The organism is Streptomyces sp. NBC_00503 (assembly GCF_036346895.1).
Taxonomy (GTDB): Bacteria; Actinomycetota; Actinomycetes; order Streptomycetales; family Streptomycetaceae; genus Streptomyces.
Genome location: NZ_CP107855.1, coordinates 5,694,950 through 5,710,290 on the forward strand (window position 1 = coordinate 5,694,950; position 15,341 = coordinate 5,710,290).

Below are 15,341 nucleotides of genomic sequence, written 5' to 3' on the forward strand. Positions count from 1 at the left end.
TCCCCATCCGACCAGCGAGCCGAGGGCCCCAGACTCCGATGAAGACGACGATGCTGTTCCGCAACATAGCCAACCCGCGCCGCACCACCCTCGCCCACCTCAAGGACGCCGAGGAGCTGCAGGCCGTAGTGGCCCCGGAGCACACCGTCGAGCTGCCGGGCCAGACCGCCAACCCGCGCCGCACGATCCTCATGGACGCGCCGGTCGCCACCGCCGCCCAGTAGGACCATGGAGAAAGCCGCGCGAAGCGTCGGCCCCCACCGCGTTAGCCTGGAGCCCGCAGACTCCAGCCAGCGGAAATACAGAGGGGCAGACGCAACACGTGCGCATCGCCAGGTTCTCGATCGACGGCAATGTCGCGTTCGGCGCGGTCGAGGGCAGTACTGCCCTCGGCGCCGAAGGTGAGCTCGTCCTCGACATCATCAAGGGCATCCCGTTCGCGGACTTCGAGCTCTCCGGCACGAAGGTCCCGCTGAGCAAGGTCCGGCTGCTGCCGCCCGTGCTCCCGAACAAGATCGTGGCCGTCGGCCGCAACTACGCGGAGCACGCGGCGGAGCTCGGGAACGCCATCTTCGACAGTGAAGGCCGTCCGGACGCCCCCATCACCTTCTTCAAGCCGTCCACCTCGGTGGTCGGCTCGGGCGACCCGATCACGTACCCCTCCTTCTCCCAGGACCTCCACCACGAGGCGGAGCTCGCCGTGGTCATCGGCCGCATGTGCCGCGAGGTCCCGCGCGAGCGCGTCAAGGACGTGATCCTCGGCTACACCTGCGCCAACGACGTCACCGCGCGCGACGTCCAGCAGCGCGAGAAGCAGTGGGCCCGCGCCAAGGGATTCGACAGCGCCTGCCCCCTCGGCCCCTGGATCGAGACCGAACTCGACCCGAGCGACCTGACCATCCAGTGCACCGTCAACGGCGAACAGCGCCAGCTCGGCCGCACCAGCGACATGGTCCGCTCCATCGAAGACCTGATCGTCCACATCACCGAGGCCATGACGCTGCTCCCCGGAGACGTCATCCTCACGGGGACCCCGGCCGGAGTCGGCCCCCTCAACGTCGGCGACGAGGTCGCCGTCACCATCGAAGGCATCGGCACTCTCACCAACAAGGTGATCAAGCGTGGCTAACGCGACCCCCCGCGTACGTTTCTGTCCCTCCCCGACCGGCAACCCCCACGTGGGCCTGGTCCGTACCGCCCTCTTCAACTGGGCGTTCGCCCGCCACCACGGCGGTACGTTCGTCTTCCGCATCGAGGACACCGACGCGGCCCGCGACTCCGAGGAGTCGTACGGACAGCTGCTCGACTCGCTGCGCTGGCTCGGCTTCACCTGGGACGAGGGTCCCGAGGTGGGCGGCCCGCACGCCCCGTACCGCCAGTCCGAGCGCATGGACATCTACAAGGACGTTGCGCAGAAGCTCCAGGACGGCGGCTACGCCTACCGGTGCTACTGCACCACCGAGGAGCTCGACGCCCGCCGCGACGCCGCCCGCGCCGCCGGCAAGCCCTCCGGGTACGACGGCCACTGCCGTGACCTCTCGGACGCGCAGAAGGCCGCGTACGAGGCCGAGGGCCGCACCTCGATCGTCCGCTTCCGGATGCCCGACGCCCCGATCACCTTCACCGACCTGGTGCGCGGCGAGCTGACCTTCACCCCGGAGAACGTGCCGGACTTCGGCATCGTCCGGGCCAACGGCGCCCCGCTGTACACGCTCGTCAACCCGGTCGACGACGCGCTCATGGAGATCACCCACGTCCTGCGCGGCGAGGACCTGCTGTCCTCCACCCCGCGCCAGATCGCGCTCTACGGGGCCCTGATCGAGCTCGGCGTCGCCAAGGCCGTCCCGGCCTTCGGCCACCTGCCGTACGTGATGGGCGAGGGCAACAAGAAGCTCTCCAAGCGCGACCCCGAGGCCTCGCTCAACCTGTACCGCGAGCGCGGCTTCCTCCCCGAGGGCCTGCTGAACTACCTCTCGCTCCTCGGCTGGTCCTTCTCCAAGGACCAGGACATCTTCTCGATCGAGGAGATGGTCGCGAAGTTCGACATCCCGGACGTCAACGCGAACCCGGCGCGCTTCGACCTGAAGAAGGCCGAGTCGATCAACGGCGACCACATCCGGATGCTGGACCCGAAGGCCTTCGCGGACGCCTGCGCCCCGTGGCTGCAGGCCCCGCACGCCAACTGGGCGCCCGAGGACTTCGACACGGCCGCCTGGGAGCGCATCGCGCCCTACGCCCAGACCCGCGTCACGGTCCTCTCGGACATCACCGCGAACGTGGACTTCCTGTTCCTCAAGGAGCCCGTCGAGGACCAGGCCTCGTGGGACAAGGCGATGAAGGGCGAGCCGGCGGCCCTGCTGACCACCGCCCGTGAGAACCTCGCCGCGGCCGACTGGTCCGACCCGGAGTCCCTCAAGCAGGCCGTCCTCACCGCCGGCGAGGCCCACGGCCTCAAGCTCGGCAAGGCCCAGGCCCCGGTCCGCGTCGCCGTCACCGGCCGCACGGTCGGCCTGCCGCTCTTCGAGTCCCTCGAGATCCTGGGCAAGGACCGCTCCCTGTCCCGCATCGACGCGACCCTGGCGAAGCTGGCCGCGTAGCCGTACGAGCAATCCCCCGGGGGCGGTAGCCGCAAAGGCTGCCGCCCCCGGGGCGTTGCGGCGTAGGGTCGGCCGTATGCCGATTCGCGCCGTGCTGTGGGACATCGACGACACCCTGTTCGACTACACCGGAGCCGACCGGGCCGGGCTGGCCGCGCACCTGGCCGCCGAGGGGGTCGCCGAGCGGTACGGGGCCCCGCGCGAGGCGCTCGCCCTGTGGCGGCGGATCACCGACCGGCACTGGGAGCGCTTCGCCGCCGGTGAGGGAAGCTTCCAGGGGCAGCGCCGCGACCGGGTGCGGGAGTTCCTCGGGGAGCCCGGGATGAGCGACGCCGTCGCCGACGACTGGTTCGGGCGGTACGTGGGGCACTACCAGGCCGCCTGGGAGCTGTTCCCCGACGTGGTGCCCGCACTGGACGCCCTCGCGCAGGGCTACCGGCACGGGGTGCTCTCGAACTCCTCGGTGGTCAACCAGGACCCCAAGCTGCGCCACCTCGGCCTGCGCGACCGCTTCGAGGTCCTCGTGTGCGCCGTGGAGCTGGGCGTCAGCAAGCCGGAGGCCGGGGCCTTCCTCGCGGCGTGCGAGGAGCTCGCGCTGGAGCCGCACGAGGTGGTCTACGTGGGGGACCAGCCGGAGATCGACGCGCGCGGCGCCCGTGACGCCGGGCTGACCGCCGTATGGCTCGACCGCGACGGCCTCCGAGGGCCGGGACCCGAGGGCGTGCACCGGATCGCCGGACTCGAACGGCTCCCCGAGCTGCTGGCCTTGGATACCCGTTTTGGAGCACGGTCAGGCATCCGGTAATGTTCTTTCTGCGCCGCCCGAGCGGGCCGAAAGGCCGGACCGGAGGCGCTAACCGAACGAAAGTACCTCAGGGGCTTGCGTTTTGGTGGGCTATAGTGTAATTGGCAACACGAGAGTTTCTGGTTCTCTTATTCTAGGTTCGAGTCCTGGTAGCCCAGCGCAGTTCAGCAGTAACGCAGTGCTTGCCCCCGTTGTGTAGCGGCCTAGCACGCCGCCCTCTCAAGGCGGTAGCGCCGGTTCGAATCCGGTCGGGGGTACAGATCCTTCCCGTGAGATTTCTTGGGTCGCACCCGGATGTTTTGATGCAGGATCGCTAGGGCCCCCGTTGTGTAGCGGCCTAGCACGCCGCCCTCTCAAGGCGGTAGCGCCGGTTCGAATCCGGTCGGGGGTACGGTGTCTAGCTGGTCTAGACCATTGGGCTATAGTGTAATTGGCAACACGAGAGTTTCTGGTTCTCTTATTCTAGGTTCGAGTCCTGGTAGCCCAGCGCAGTACCGCAGTAACAGCTAGCCCCCGTTGTGTAGCGGCCTAGCACGCCGCCCTCTCAAGGCGGTAGCGCCGGTTCGAATCCGGTCGGGGGTACGCATCGAAGAGGCCCTCCGCGTCCATCGCGGAGGGCCTCTTCGCGTTCCCGGACGCAGCCCGTCCCCGGACGCAACCAGGGCACAAGTACGGGCCCGGAGGCGCGCGTTCGGACGTGTGCGGCGTCGTACGCGCCCCCGGGCCCGGGGGTGGATGTGGGAGACGGGACGGGTCAGCTGGAGCGCCGCAGGGCCTCCGTGAGGCGTGCGGCCGCGTCGATGACGGCCTGGGCGTGCATGCGCCCCGGGTGCCGGGTCAGCCGCTCGATCGGCCCGGAGACCGATACGGAGGCCACCACGCGGTTGGAGGGGCCGCGCACCGGCGCCGAGACGGAGGCCACACCGGGCTCCCGCTCGCCGATCGACTGCGCCCAGCCGCGACGCCGTACGCCCGAGAGCGCCGTCGCCGTGAAGCGCGCGCCCTGCAGGCCGCGGTGGAGCCGCTCGGGCTCCTCCCAGGCCATCAGGATCTGCGCGGCCGAGCCCGCCTTCATCGGCAGTGTCGAGCCCACCGGGACGGTGTCCCGCAGGCCGGACAGCCGCTCGGCGGCCGCCACACAGATACGCATGTCGCCCTGACGCCGGTAGAGCTGCGCGCTCTCTCCCGTGACGTCCCGGAGGTGGGTGAGCACCGGTCCGGCCGTGGCCAGCAGGCGGTCCTCGCCGGCCGCGGCGGCGAGCTCCGCCAGCCGCGGTCCGAGGATGAACCGGCCCTGCATGTCCCTCGCCACCATCCGGTGGTGTTCCAGTGCCACGGCAAGGCGATGTGCCGTGGGTCGTGCGAGCCCTGTCGCCGCGACCAGCCCGGCGAGGGTGGCCGGACCGGACTCCAGTGCGCTCAATACCAGAGCTGCCTTGTCGAGAACGCCGACGCCGCTAGAGTTGTCCATGAAACGATATTCGCGTCTCACACTGTGAAACGCAAGTTCAATTTTTCCAAGAACCAGCGAGTCTGTATGTGCGGGTCCACGAACCACTGGGTCCGAGCCGTCGTCCGGGACGTGGGGTACGGGCGATCAGGCGCACAAGATCTCTATCAAGCGCCGGCACAACCGGCCGGCCGGAGGGAAAGCGATGGGTAGGACACTCGCGGAGAAGGTCTGGGACGACCATGTCGTCAGGCGCGCCGAAGGTGAGCCCGATCTCCTCTTCATCGATCTGCACCTGCTGCACGAGGTGACCAGCCCGCAGGCCTTCGAGGGGCTGCGCCAGGCAGGCCGCAAGGTCCGACGCCTCGACCTCACCATCGCGACCGAGGACCACAACACCCCCACGATCGACATCGACAAGCCGATCGCGGACCCGGTCTCCCGGGCCCAGCTGGAGACGCTGCGCAAGAACTGCGCCGAGTTCGGCGTACGCCTGCACTCGCTGGGCGATGTCGAGCAGGGTGTCGTCCACGTCGTGGGCCCGCAGCTGGGCCTGACCCAGCCGGGCACCACCGTGGTCTGCGGCGACTCGCACACCTCCACGCACGGCGCCTTCGGCGCGCTGGCCTTCGGCATCGGCACCAGCCAGGTCGAGCACGTCCTGGCGACGCAGACGCTGCCGCTGGCCCGCCCCAAGACGATGGCGATCACCGTCACCGGCGCGCTGGCCGACGGCGTCACCGCCAAGGACCTGATCCTGGCGATCATCGCCAAGATCGGCACCGGCGGCGGCCAGGGCTACGTCCTGGAGTACCGCGGCGAGGCCATCGAGAACCTGTCGATGGAAGCCCGCATGACCATCTGCAACATGTCGATCGAGGCCGGCGCCCGCGCGGGCATGATCGCCCCCGACCAGACCACCTTCGACTACCTGGAGGGCCGCGACCACGCCCCGAAGGGCGAGGACTGGGACGCGGCGGTCGCGTACTGGAAGACCCTGCACACCGACGGGGACGCGGTCTTCGACGCCGAGGTCGTCATCGACGGCACCACGCTCTCGCCGTTCGTGACCTGGGGCACCAACCCGGGCCAGGGCGCGCCCCTGTCGGCCAACGTCCCCGACCCGGCTTCGTACGAGGACGCTTCGGAGCGCCACGCCGCCGAAAAGGCCCTGGAGTACATGGGGTTGACCGCCGGACAGCCGCTGCGCGACATCAAGGTCGACACCGTCTTCGTAGGTTCCTGCACCAACGGCCGCATCGAGGACCTGCGCGCCGTCGCGGGCATCATCGAGGGCCGCAAAGTCGCCGACGGCGTACGGATGCTGGTCGTCCCCGGCTCGGTCCGCGTCGCCCTCCAGGCCGTGGCCGAGGGTCTGGACAAGGTCTTCAAGGAGGCCGGCGCCGAATGGCGGCACGCGGGCTGCTCGATGTGTCTGGGCATGAACCCCGACCAACTGGCGCCCGGTGAGCGCTCCGCGTCCACCTCCAACCGCAACTTCGAGGGCCGGCAGGGCAAGGGCGGGCGCACCCACCTGGTCTCCCCGCAGGTGGCCGCCGCCACCGCGGTGCTGGGCCATCTGGCCTCGCCCGCCGACCTGTCCGACGCCACCGCGACCGCCGGAGTCTGAGAACGATGGAAGCCTTCACCACCCACACCGGCCGGGCCGTCCCGCTGCGCCGCAGCAACGTCGACACCGACCAGATCATCCCCGCCCACTGGCTGAAGAAGATCACCCGCGACGGGTTCGAGGACGGGCTCTTCGAGGCCTGGCGCAAGGACCCGGAGTTCGTCACGAACCGCCCGGAGCGCGCGGGCGCGACCGTCCTGGTCGCCGGCCCCGACTTCGGTACCGGCTCCTCGCGCGAACACGCCGTATGGGCCCTGCAGAACTTCGGCTTCAAGACGGTCATCTCCTCCCGCTTCGCCGACATCTTCCGCGGCAACTCGCTGAAGAACGGTCTGCTGACCGTCGTCCTGCCGCAGGAGACCGTCGAGCAGCTGTGGAAGCTGACCGAGGCCGACCCCACCGCCGAGATCACGGTCGACCTGGTCGACCGCCAGGTCCGAGCCGAAGGCGTCGTGGCCGAGTTCGAACTCGACGACAACGCCCGCTGGAGGCTGCTGGAGGGGCTGGACGACATCTCGCTCACCCTTCAGAACGAAGCCGACATCACCACCTATGAAAGCGCCCGGCCTGCCTACAAGCCGCGCACGATTCAGGCGTGATTCCTGCCTGATCAGCGCTTATTCGCCTTCGGGTGATCACATAGGCAACACTGTGCCCCCTGCCGTCCGGCAGGGGGCACAGCTGTGTGTTGAGGCCCCGTGAGGCGACAACTCGCCCCAGATGGCACAATCTGTGCATGGAACGCGACAGTCAACTTAAGCTCTACGAACTTGTCGCGGACCGATTGAAAGAAGCACACACACGGGTGCGCTCACTGCAAGTCCCGGAGGGCGTAAGGATGGCGCTGACCCGGAAGCTGTTGGTCGTCACTGCCGCGGCGAAGCACGATCTCGCCGATGCGGCAGTGCGCCTGGACAGGTTGATGAAGGACCTCGACGAGGGTCGATTCCCTGAAGGCGACTGATGCGAAGGAACTCCGTAACGGCCTACAGCGTTGCGGCACTAGGGTGATAAGCCCGTTTCGTGTTTGATTTGCGGTATATATCCGCCTAACGTGCGAAATAAGCTTGAACACATTCGTTCTGGCGAAGTCTCCGAAGGGGAAGACGTTGAACAAGGCGCAGCTCGTAGAAGCGATTGCCGACAAGCTGGGCGGCCGTCAGCAGGCCGCGGACGCTGTCGACGCGGTACTGGACGCCATCGTCCGCGCGACCGTCGCGGGCGACCGGGTCTCGGTCACGGGCTTCGGCTCGTTCGAGAAGGTCGACCGCCCGGCCCGCTACGCCCGCAACCCGCAGACGGGTGAGCGCGTCCGGGTCAAGAAGACCTCGGTGCCGCGCTTCCGCGCGGGTCAGGGCTTCAAGGACCTGGTCAGCGGTACCAAGAAGCTCCCCAAGGGTGGCGAGGTGTCCGTGAAGAAGGCGCCCAAGGGCAGCCTCACGGGTGGCGCTTCGGCGACGGTCAAGAAGGCCGCCGCGAAGAAGGCCGCACCCGCCAAGAAGGCGGCGGCCGCGGCCAAGACCACGGTCGCGAAGAAGACCGCCGCGAAGAAGACCACGGCCACCGCCAAGAAGGCGGTCGCGAAGACCGCAGTGGCGAAGAAGGCCGCCCCCGCGGCCAAGAAGGCCACGGTCAAGAAGGCTGTCGCGACGGCGAAGAAGGCCACCGCCACGGCGAAGAAGACCGCGCCGGCGGCCAAGAAGGTCACCGCAGCGACGAAGGCGCCCGCCAAGAAGACGGCGACGCGCAAGGCCACCGCGAAGAAGACCACCGCCCGCAAGACCAAGTAGGGCACGAGTCACACACGACGGGCCGGCTTCCCCACGTCAGGGGAAGCCGGCCCGCGGTGCGTCCCGGCGCGGTCGGCCGCCCCGCGTCCCCGGGAGGCCGCCGGGCAGGGGTCAGAACGTCTGCAGCGTGACCAGGGTGATCCGCAGGCCCGCGCCCTCGCCGTCCGTCTCGATCCGGACCCGCTGCCCGGGGCGCAGCAGCCGCAGGCCGCCCGCGTCGAAGGCCGGGGCCTCGAAGGGCACCGGGGTGCCGTCGTCCAGCAGCACACTGCCGCTGCGGGTCTGGGAGTCGTACGTGTACGCGGTCGCCTGCATACGGGCACTGTATCGGGCCGTATGGCGGCCCACGCCGAGGGTGAGGGCCGTGCGCAGGTCCGCCGCCGTGTCCACGTCCCGGCGCACGCTGTCCACGCCGGAGAGGGCCATTTCCACCGCCCCCGAAGCCGAATGGCGGGCCCGCGACGGACCGCCGAACGAGGGGGCCAATTCCACGTCCGGCGCAGCGGAAAGCAAGGTCGTCCCGATTCCCGCCGCATCCGCCAGAAATGCCCGGGGAAATGCCGAAGCGGTATCGAGCACGCGTAGCAATTCGGGAGGCCGCAGCGCGGGCAGATCCGCGTTCATCGCGGCCACCGCCGCCCGCGGCCGGCCCGCGCGTATCTCCCGCGCCCCGTGGGCCAGCGCCGCGTTGAGCCCCGCGCCCGGGGCGTCCGGGACGATCCGCGCCCCCAGCCGGGCCAGTTCCGCCCCGGCCGCCGGATCGTCCGTGACGACCACCACATCCGCGACCGCCGCGCAGGCCAGCGCCCCCGCGACGGTGTCCAGCGCGAACGCCAGGGCCAGCCCCGGCCGGGACGCCCCCACCGCCCGCGCCAGGCGGCTCTTGGCCACGGCCAGAGGCTTCAGCGGGACCACCAGACTCCAGACGGCGTTCGTGACCGACCCCTTCCTCCGGTGCGCTCGCGCAGCTGCGTAGACCATGTACGGGTCATGGCCAGGTCATGCGTGGGCCCATTGTCACCTCATGCCGGACGGCCCGGGGCCTGGTCGGGGTGTGCGGGGCGTACGGTGTTCTCGACAGAGACCGGACCCCGGGCGACACTTGTCCGGCCCCGAGGTGCCCAAGCCGCGCACCGGTCCTAGAGGAAGGTGTCCGAGTGTCCCGCCGCAGAATCGGCTTCTGGTACCGCCTTGCGGCGGCCATCGCGAAACCGCCGCTGGTAGTGCTCTTCAAGCGGGACTGGCGGGGAATGGAACACATTCCGGCCGAGGGCGGATTTATCACCGCCGTCAATCACAACTCGTATCTGGACCCGCTCTCCTACGCGCACTTCCAGTACAACACCGGCCGGGTGCCCCGATTGCTCGGCAAGGCGGCCCTCTTCGAGGTGCCGATTGTCGGTGCGATCCTGCGCGGCTCCGGCCAGATCCCCGTCTACCGGGAGTCCACCAACGCCCTGGACGCATTCCGGGCCGCCGTGGACGCGATCGAGCGCGGTGAATGCGTGGCCTTTTATCCGGAGGGCACCCTCACCCGCGATCCCGACATCTGGCCGATGGCCGGCAAGACCGGCGCCGCCCGGGTGGCGCTGCTGACGAAGGCCCCGGTCATTCCGGTGGCCCAGTGGGGCGCGAACCTCGCGATGCCGCCCTACGCCAAGGAGAACAAGCTCAGCCTGTTCCCGCGCAAAACCCTCCAGGTGCTCGCGGGACCGCCCGTGGACCTCTCCGCGTACTACGACCGGGAACCCACCCCGGAAGTGCTCAAGGAGGTCACCGAGGTCATCATGGCGGCCATCACCGGGCTGCTGGAGGAACTGCGCGGCGAGACCGCGCCCGAGCAGCCGTACGACCATCGCAAGGCCAGGTTGGAACAGCGGCGCAAGGCCGCGGGGGAGGGCAACAAGTGACACGTCCCGTGAAGGCAGCCGTATTCGGAACCGGCTCCTGGGGCACGGCCTTCGCCATGGTGCTCGCCGACGCCGGCTGCGAGGTGGTCCTGTGGGGCCGCCGCCAGGAGCTCGTCGACGCCATCAACAGCGGCCGGACCAACCCGGACTACTTCCCCGACGTGGAACTCCCCGCGAACATCCGCGCCACCACCGACCCGGCCGAAGCCGCGCGCGGCGCCGACTTCACGGTCCTCGCCATCCCCTCGCAGACCCTGCGCGGCAACCTCGCCGACTGGGCACCGCTGCTCGCCCCCGACACCGTGCTCGTCTCCCTGATGAAGGGCGTCGAACTCGGCACGGCCAAGCGGATGAGCGAGGTCGTCGAAGAGGTGGCCAAGGTCCCCGCCTCCCGCGTCGCGGTCGTCACCGGGCCCAACCTGGCCCGCGAGATCGCCGCCAGGCAGCCCGCCGCCTCCGTGGTCGCCTGCGTGGACGAGGCCGTCGCCCAGCGACTCCAGGCCGCCTGCCACACCCCGTACTTCCGCCCGTACACGAGCACCGACGTCGTCGGCTGCGAGCTCGGCGGCGCCGTCAAGAACGTCATCGGCCTCGCCGTCGGCATCGCGGACGGCATGGGCCTGGGCGACAACACCAAGGGCTCCCTCATCACCCGCGGCCTGGCCGAAGCCACCCGGCTGGGCCTGGCGATGGGCGCCGACCCGCTGACCTTCTCCGGCCTCGCTGGCCTCGGCGACCTCGTCGCCACCTGCTCCTCGCCGCTCTCCCGGAACCACACCTTCGGCACCAACCTGGGCCGCGGGATGACCCTGGAGGAGACCATCGCGGTCACCAAGCAGACCGCCGAAGGCGTCAAGTCCTGCCTGTCCGTGGCCGATCTGGCCCGCCGCCACGGAGTGGACATGCCGATCACCGACACGGTGGTCGACATCGTCCACCACGGCAAGCCCACCCTGGTCGCGCTCAAGGAACTCATGGGCCGCAGCGCCAAACCGGAACGGCGCTGACTGCTTTCCGGACGCGTGAGCGGGTACCCTCGTGGCGATATGAGCAGCGAGAACCTCCCCCAGACCCCTGAGCAGCAGGGCCGCAAGCCCCGCGTGGCCGTCGTGTTCGGCGGCCGCAGCTCGGAACACGCCATCTCCGTGGTCACCGCGGGCGCCGTGCTGCGCTCCATCGACCGTTCCAAGTACGAGGTGCTGCCCATCGGCATCACCACGGACGGCCGATGGGCGCTGACCTCCGACGAGCCCTCCCGGATGGCCATTTCCGGCGGCAAGCTCCCCGATGTGGGGCAGCTCGCCGAATCCGAGGAGGGCACCGTCGTGCTCTCCGTCGATCCGGCCAGCCGCGAGGTCGTCTACACCGAGCCGGGCGCCGTCCCCAAGGCCCTGGGCGAGGTGGACGTGGTCTTCCCCGTCCTGCACGGCCCGTACGGCGAGGACGGCACCCTCCAGGGCCTCCTGGAACTCTCCGGCATCCCGTACGTCGGCTCCGGCGTCCTCGCCTCGGCCGTCGGCCAGGACAAGGACTACATGAAGCGGGTCTTCACGTCCTTCGGGCTGCGCGTCGGCCCGTACGTGACGATCCGCCCCCGCGAGTGGGAGAACGACCGCGAGGGTGCGCTGGGCCGCATCGCGGAGTTCGCCGGCGAGCACGGCTGGCCGCTGTTCATCAAGCCCGCCCGCGCCGGGTCCTCGATCGGCATCACCAAGGTCGACGACGCCTCCGGGCTGGACGCGGCGATCCGCGAGGCCCGCCGCCACGACCCGAAGATCATCGTGGAGGCGCTGCTGCGCGGCCGCGAGATCGAGTGCGGAGTCCTGGAGTTCGAGGACGGTCCGCGCGCGAGCGTGCCCGCCGAGATCCCGCCGGTCTCCAGCCACGACTTCTACGACTTCGAGGCGAAGTACATCGACTCGGCCTCCGGACTCGTGCCCGCCCCGCTCACCCCGGAGCAGACCGCCGAGGTCCAGAAGCTCGCGATCGAGGCCTTCGACGCCGCGTCCTGCGAGGGCCTGGTGCGCGCCGACTTCTTCCTCACCGAAGACGGCACCTTCGTCATCAACGAGATCAACACGATGCCGGGCTTCACCCCGATCTCCATGTACCCGCGCATGTGGCAGGAGTCGGGCATCGAGTACCCGGAGCTGGTGGACCGCCTGATCCAGGCAGCCCTGCGCCGCTCCACCGGGCTGCGCTAGCCGCTCGGGCACGAAGCGCCGTACACACGCACAAGGACCGCCCGCCGGCCCCCTGAAAAGGATGGTCGGCGGGCGGTCCTTCGTGAGCGGGTACGGGGCCTCGTGCGGGGCCGTGAGGCCCGGCGCGGGCTCAGTAGGAGGCGATCCCCTCCGGGACGGTCTTGGCGATCGCCGCGGACAGGCCCACCAGCATCCCCGCATCCGTGGCATGCTCCTTGTCGACCCGGACCTCCGTGTACGCCAGCCGCAGCCCGGTGGTGAACCGGAAGCCGCCGTCGTCCAGCTTCTCCAGAAGCCAGCCGACACCGTTGACCTCGACGCCGTCCTGCTCCGGATCCGCCATCTTCGCGGGCTTGGCGATACCGCACCGCAGTACGATCGCCGAGCCGCCCCACGCGGCGGTCAGGTCGGAAGCCGGCACCGCCGGAGTCCCGGCCAGACCGGCCACCGTGTCGGGGAGTTCCTTGTGGAGCGCCGCACAGAAGCCCGCGACATCGGCGGGCGGTGCGGGCGGCGGATCCACCCGGGCCTCCGCGCCACCCGGGGACGGGGAACAGCCCGCGAGGGCCGCCGAGGCGGCCAGCGCGGGCAGAGCGCAGAGCAGAGACGAACGCCGGCTGTGTCGGGACTTCACCGGCCAAGAGTAGACGGGGGCTACAGATGGACCACCGGGCAGGTCAAGGTGCGGGTGATCCCCTCCACCTGCTGGACCTTGGCGACGACCATGCGGCCGAGATCGTCCACGGTGTCGGCCTGGGCGCGCACGATCACGTCGTACGGGCCCGTCACGTCCTCGGCCTGGATCACCCCCGCGATCTGCGCGATGGACTCGGCGACGAACGACGCCTTGCCCACCTCGGTCTGAATGAGGATGTACGCCTGTACCACGGAACCTCCAGGGCGGCTGCGAGGATCATTTCCCCTACCCTTCGGGTGGGCCCGGGGATGACGGGTGGGCCCGGGGAAGAAGGGACGCCACGGTACCGCGTCGCCGAGCGCCGCGGGGAGACCCGGGGGCCCGGCAGCGCGCAGAGCGGGGCGTACGGAGAGCAGAAGTTGACGTATCTGTTGACGGTACCCAGAGCTGTGACGGCTCGCGACCGCAAGCGGACTGGGCAAGAAGGGGCACAGCGATGAAGGGCACTGTGGGCGAGCTGGGGGAGTTCGGGCTCATTCGAGAGCTCACCTCACGGCTCACCACCACCCCGGCGGTCCGGCTCGGACCGGGCGACGACGCCGCGGTCGTGTCGGCCCCCGACCGGCGGGTCGTGGCGAGCACGGACATCCTGCTGGAGGGCCGGCACTTCAGGCGCGACTGGTCCACCGCCTACGACGTCGGCCGCAAGGCCGCCGCGCAGAACCTCGCCGACATCGCCGCCATGGGCGCGGTGCCGACCGCGCTGCTGCTCGGCCTCGTCGTCCCGGCGGAGCTGCCGGTCACCTGGCCCACCGAGCTGATGGACGGCATCCGCGACGAATGCCAGGTCGCCGGGGCGGCCGTGGTCGGCGGCGACGTGGTCCGCGGCGACGTGATCACCGTGGCCATCACCGCACTCGGCGACCTGCGCAACCACGAACCCGTGCTGCGCTCCGGCGCCCAGCCCGGCGACGTCGTGGCCGTCACGGGCTGGCTCGGCTGGTCCGCGGCCGGATTCGCGGTCCTCTCGCGCGGCTTCCGCTCCCCGCGGGCCTTCGTGGAGGCCCACCGGCGGCCGGAGCCGCCGTACCACGCGGGCCCCGCGGCCGCCGGACTCGGCGCCACCGCCATGACCGACGTCAGCGACGGCCTGATCGCCGACCTCGGGCACATCGCCGAGGCCAGCAAGGTACGGATCGACCTGCGCTCGGCGGCCGTCGACATCCCCTCGCAGATGCACGACATCGGCCAGGCCGTCGGCGTGGACCCGCTCCAGTGGGTCCTCACCGGGGGAGAGGACCACGCCATCGTGGCCACCTTCCCGCCCGACGTGAAGCTCCCGGCCCGCTGGAAGGTCATCGGAGAGGTCCAGAACCGCTCCGCGCTGCCCCAGGTGACGGTCGACGGCGCCCCCTGGACCAGCACCGGCGGCTGGGACCACTTCGGCGCCGACCCGGCCGTCGAGGACCACTCGCTGTGAGTGCCCAGCCGCCCCTGTGCCTGACCGTGGCCGGATCCGACTCCGGCGGCGGCGCGGGCATCCAGGCCGACCTCAAGACGATGCTGGCGCTCGGGGTCCACGGCATGAGCGTGGTGACCGCTGTGACCGCGCAGAACTCGCTCGGCGTCAAAGGGGTCTGGGAACTGCCCCCGGAGGCCGTCAGGGGCCAGTACAGGGCCGTGGTGGACGACATCGGGGTCCAGGCCGTCAAGACCGGGATGCTGTCCTCGGCCGGGCTCGTGGAGACGGTGGCCGAACTGCTCGCGGGAACCGGCGCCCCGGCCGTCGTGGACCCGGTCGGCGTCTCCAAGCACGGGGACGCGCTGCTCGCCGCCACGGCGCTGGACGCCGTACGCAAGGAACTCCTGCCCCGGGCCACCGTCGCCACCCCGAACCTGGACGAGGTGACCCAGCTCACCGGAGTCGTCGTGGAGAGCGAGGACGACATGCGCCGGGCCGCCGACGCGGTCCTCGGGTACGGGCCCGCCTGGGCGCTGATCAAGGGCGGCCACCTCGCGGCCCACGGGAACGAAGCCGTGGACCTGCTGACGGACGGCACCGAGGAGCGCTGGCTGCGGGCCCCCCGCCACGACAACCGGCACACGCACGGCACCGGCTGCACCCTCGCCAGCGCCATCGCGGCGGGCCTGGCCAAGGGCCTGCCGGTCCCGGAGGCCGTCACGGCGGCCAAGGAGTACGTCACGGGAGCCATCGCGGCCGGCTTCGCGCTCGGCGCGGGCATCGGACCGGTGGACCACGCGTGGCGGTGGCGCTGAAACGCCTGTAGGGGTGGGTCACCGAAGTCGGTGACCCACCC

The 15,341-nt window shown here is 70.4% G+C and carries 16 protein-coding genes, 5 tRNA genes and 1 pseudogene; 18 read left to right on the forward strand and 4 right to left on the reverse strand.

Annotation, left to right across the window (positions count from 1 at the left end):
• The first annotated feature begins 38 nt into the window (after positions 1-38).
• The 9 genes from OG490_RS26425 to OG490_RS26465 all read left to right on the forward strand — a co-directional run bounded on the left by OG490_RS26425 (position 39) and on the right by OG490_RS26465 (position 3,984).
• Positions 39-224, forward strand: coding sequence for a hypothetical protein (locus OG490_RS26425; protein ID WP_330298762.1), 186 nt, complete (start codon positions 39-41; stop codon positions 222-224).
• Between the two features lie 98 nt (positions 225-322).
• Entirely contained in the window at positions 323-1,129 is an 807-nt protein-coding gene (locus OG490_RS26430) for a fumarylacetoacetate hydrolase family protein (protein ID WP_330298763.1), read from the forward strand.
• The gene (gltX, locus tag OG490_RS26435; protein ID WP_330298764.1) at positions 1,122-2,597 is read left to right on the forward strand and encodes a glutamate--tRNA ligase; all 1,476 of its coding nucleotides are present in this window, start codon (positions 1,122-1,124) and stop codon (positions 2,595-2,597) included. The genes OG490_RS26430 and gltX overlap by 8 nt, the downstream gene beginning before the upstream one ends.
• Before the next feature lie 76 nt (positions 2,598-2,673).
• The gene (locus tag OG490_RS26440) at positions 2,674-3,402 is read left to right on the forward strand and encodes an HAD family hydrolase (RefSeq protein WP_330298765.1); all 729 of its coding nucleotides are present in this window, start codon (positions 2,674-2,676) and stop codon (positions 3,400-3,402) included.
• An 86-nt stretch (positions 3,403-3,488) separates the two neighbouring features.
• Positions 3,489-3,560, forward strand: a tRNA-Gln gene (locus tag OG490_RS26445).
• A 26-nt stretch (positions 3,561-3,586) separates the two neighbouring features.
• Positions 3,587-3,659 (forward strand) — tRNA-Glu (locus tag OG490_RS26450).
• Positions 3,660-3,720: 61 nt separating this feature from the next.
• A tRNA-Glu gene (locus OG490_RS26455) sits at positions 3,721-3,793 on the forward strand.
• Between the two features lie 24 nt (positions 3,794-3,817).
• Positions 3,818-3,889 (forward strand) — tRNA-Gln (locus OG490_RS26460).
• A 22-nt stretch (positions 3,890-3,911) separates the two neighbouring features.
• A tRNA-Glu gene (locus tag OG490_RS26465) sits at positions 3,912-3,984 on the forward strand.
• 172 nt (positions 3,985-4,156) lie between these two features.
• On the opposite strand, the gene ndgR is transcribed toward OG490_RS26465, so the two are convergent.
• Complete coding sequence (ndgR, locus tag OG490_RS26470; protein ID WP_112450208.1) at positions 4,157-4,873, reverse strand: IclR family transcriptional regulator NdgR; 717 nt, start codon at positions 4,871-4,873, stop codon at positions 4,157-4,159.
• Between the two features lie 184 nt (positions 4,874-5,057).
• Here ndgR and leuC point away from each other — a divergent pair, with 184 nt between their 5' ends.
• The 4 genes from leuC (at position 5,058) to OG490_RS26490 (ending at position 8,272) form a co-directional block, all read left to right on the forward strand.
• Positions 5,058-6,482 carry a 3-isopropylmalate dehydratase large subunit gene (leuC, locus tag OG490_RS26475; RefSeq protein ID WP_330298766.1) on the forward strand — a complete coding sequence of 475 codons (1,425 nt, stop codon included), beginning with the start codon at positions 5,058-5,060 and terminating at the stop codon, positions 6,480-6,482.
• 5 nt (positions 6,483-6,487) lie between these two features.
• Positions 6,488-7,081, forward strand: a complete 594-nt coding sequence (leuD, locus tag OG490_RS26480; protein WP_330298767.1) for a 3-isopropylmalate dehydratase small subunit — start codon at positions 6,488-6,490, stop codon at positions 7,079-7,081.
• A 137-nt stretch (positions 7,082-7,218) separates the two neighbouring features.
• Positions 7,219-7,446, forward strand: coding sequence for a hypothetical protein (locus tag OG490_RS26485; protein WP_330298768.1), 228 nt, complete (start codon positions 7,219-7,221; stop codon positions 7,444-7,446).
• 145 nt (positions 7,447-7,591) lie between these two features.
• Positions 7,592-8,272, forward strand: a complete 681-nt coding sequence (locus OG490_RS26490) for an HU family DNA-binding protein (RefSeq protein WP_330298769.1) — start codon at positions 7,592-7,594, stop codon at positions 8,270-8,272.
• Between the two features lie 318 nt (positions 8,273-8,590).
• Here OG490_RS26490 and cofC read toward each other — a convergent pair.
• A pseudogene (cofC, locus tag OG490_RS26495) lies at positions 8,591-9,253 on the reverse strand (2-phospho-L-lactate guanylyltransferase); the annotation flags it as partial.
• A 176-nt stretch (positions 9,254-9,429) separates the two neighbouring features.
• Between cofC and OG490_RS26500 the strand changes: the two are divergent.
• The 3 genes from OG490_RS26500 to OG490_RS26510 are packed head-to-tail and all read left to right on the forward strand — an operon-like array spanning position 9,430 to position 12,386.
• On the forward strand, positions 9,430-10,182 hold the full coding sequence (locus tag OG490_RS26500; protein ID WP_330298770.1) for a lysophospholipid acyltransferase family protein: 753 nt from the start codon (positions 9,430-9,432) through the stop codon (positions 10,180-10,182).
• Complete coding sequence (locus OG490_RS26505; RefSeq protein WP_330298771.1) at positions 10,179-11,189, forward strand: NAD(P)H-dependent glycerol-3-phosphate dehydrogenase; 1,011 nt, start codon at positions 10,179-10,181, stop codon at positions 11,187-11,189. Before OG490_RS26500 ends, OG490_RS26505 begins: the two co-directional genes overlap by 4 nt.
• 39 nt (positions 11,190-11,228) lie before the next feature.
• Positions 11,229-12,386, forward strand: coding sequence for a D-alanine--D-alanine ligase family protein (locus tag OG490_RS26510; protein ID WP_330298772.1), 1,158 nt, complete (start codon positions 11,229-11,231; stop codon positions 12,384-12,386).
• Positions 12,387-12,516: 130 nt separating this feature from the next.
• Here the strand turns inward: OG490_RS26510 and OG490_RS26515 are convergent, their stop codons facing one another.
• Positions 12,517-13,020 (reverse strand): DUF3515 family protein, encoded by a 504-nt coding sequence (locus OG490_RS26515; RefSeq protein ID WP_330298773.1) that lies wholly within the window; start codon positions 13,018-13,020, stop codon positions 12,517-12,519.
• Positions 13,021-13,040: 20 nt separating this feature from the next.
• A complete protein-coding gene (locus tag OG490_RS26520; RefSeq protein ID WP_112450218.1) occupies positions 13,041-13,274 on the reverse strand; it encodes an Lrp/AsnC ligand binding domain-containing protein in 234 nt (77 codons plus the stop codon).
• A gap of 245 nt (positions 13,275-13,519) precedes the next feature.
• On the opposite strand from OG490_RS26520, the gene OG490_RS26525 reads away from it, so the two are divergent.
• Positions 13,520-14,503 (forward strand): thiamine-phosphate kinase, encoded by a 984-nt coding sequence (locus tag OG490_RS26525; protein WP_330298774.1) that lies wholly within the window; start codon positions 13,520-13,522, stop codon positions 14,501-14,503.
• The gene (gene thiD / locus OG490_RS26530) at positions 14,500-15,300 is read left to right on the forward strand and encodes a bifunctional hydroxymethylpyrimidine kinase/phosphomethylpyrimidine kinase (RefSeq protein WP_330298775.1); all 801 of its coding nucleotides are present in this window, start codon (positions 14,500-14,502) and stop codon (positions 15,298-15,300) included. The genes OG490_RS26525 and thiD overlap by 4 nt, the downstream gene beginning before the upstream one ends.
• Positions 15,301-15,341: the final 41 nt, after the last annotated feature.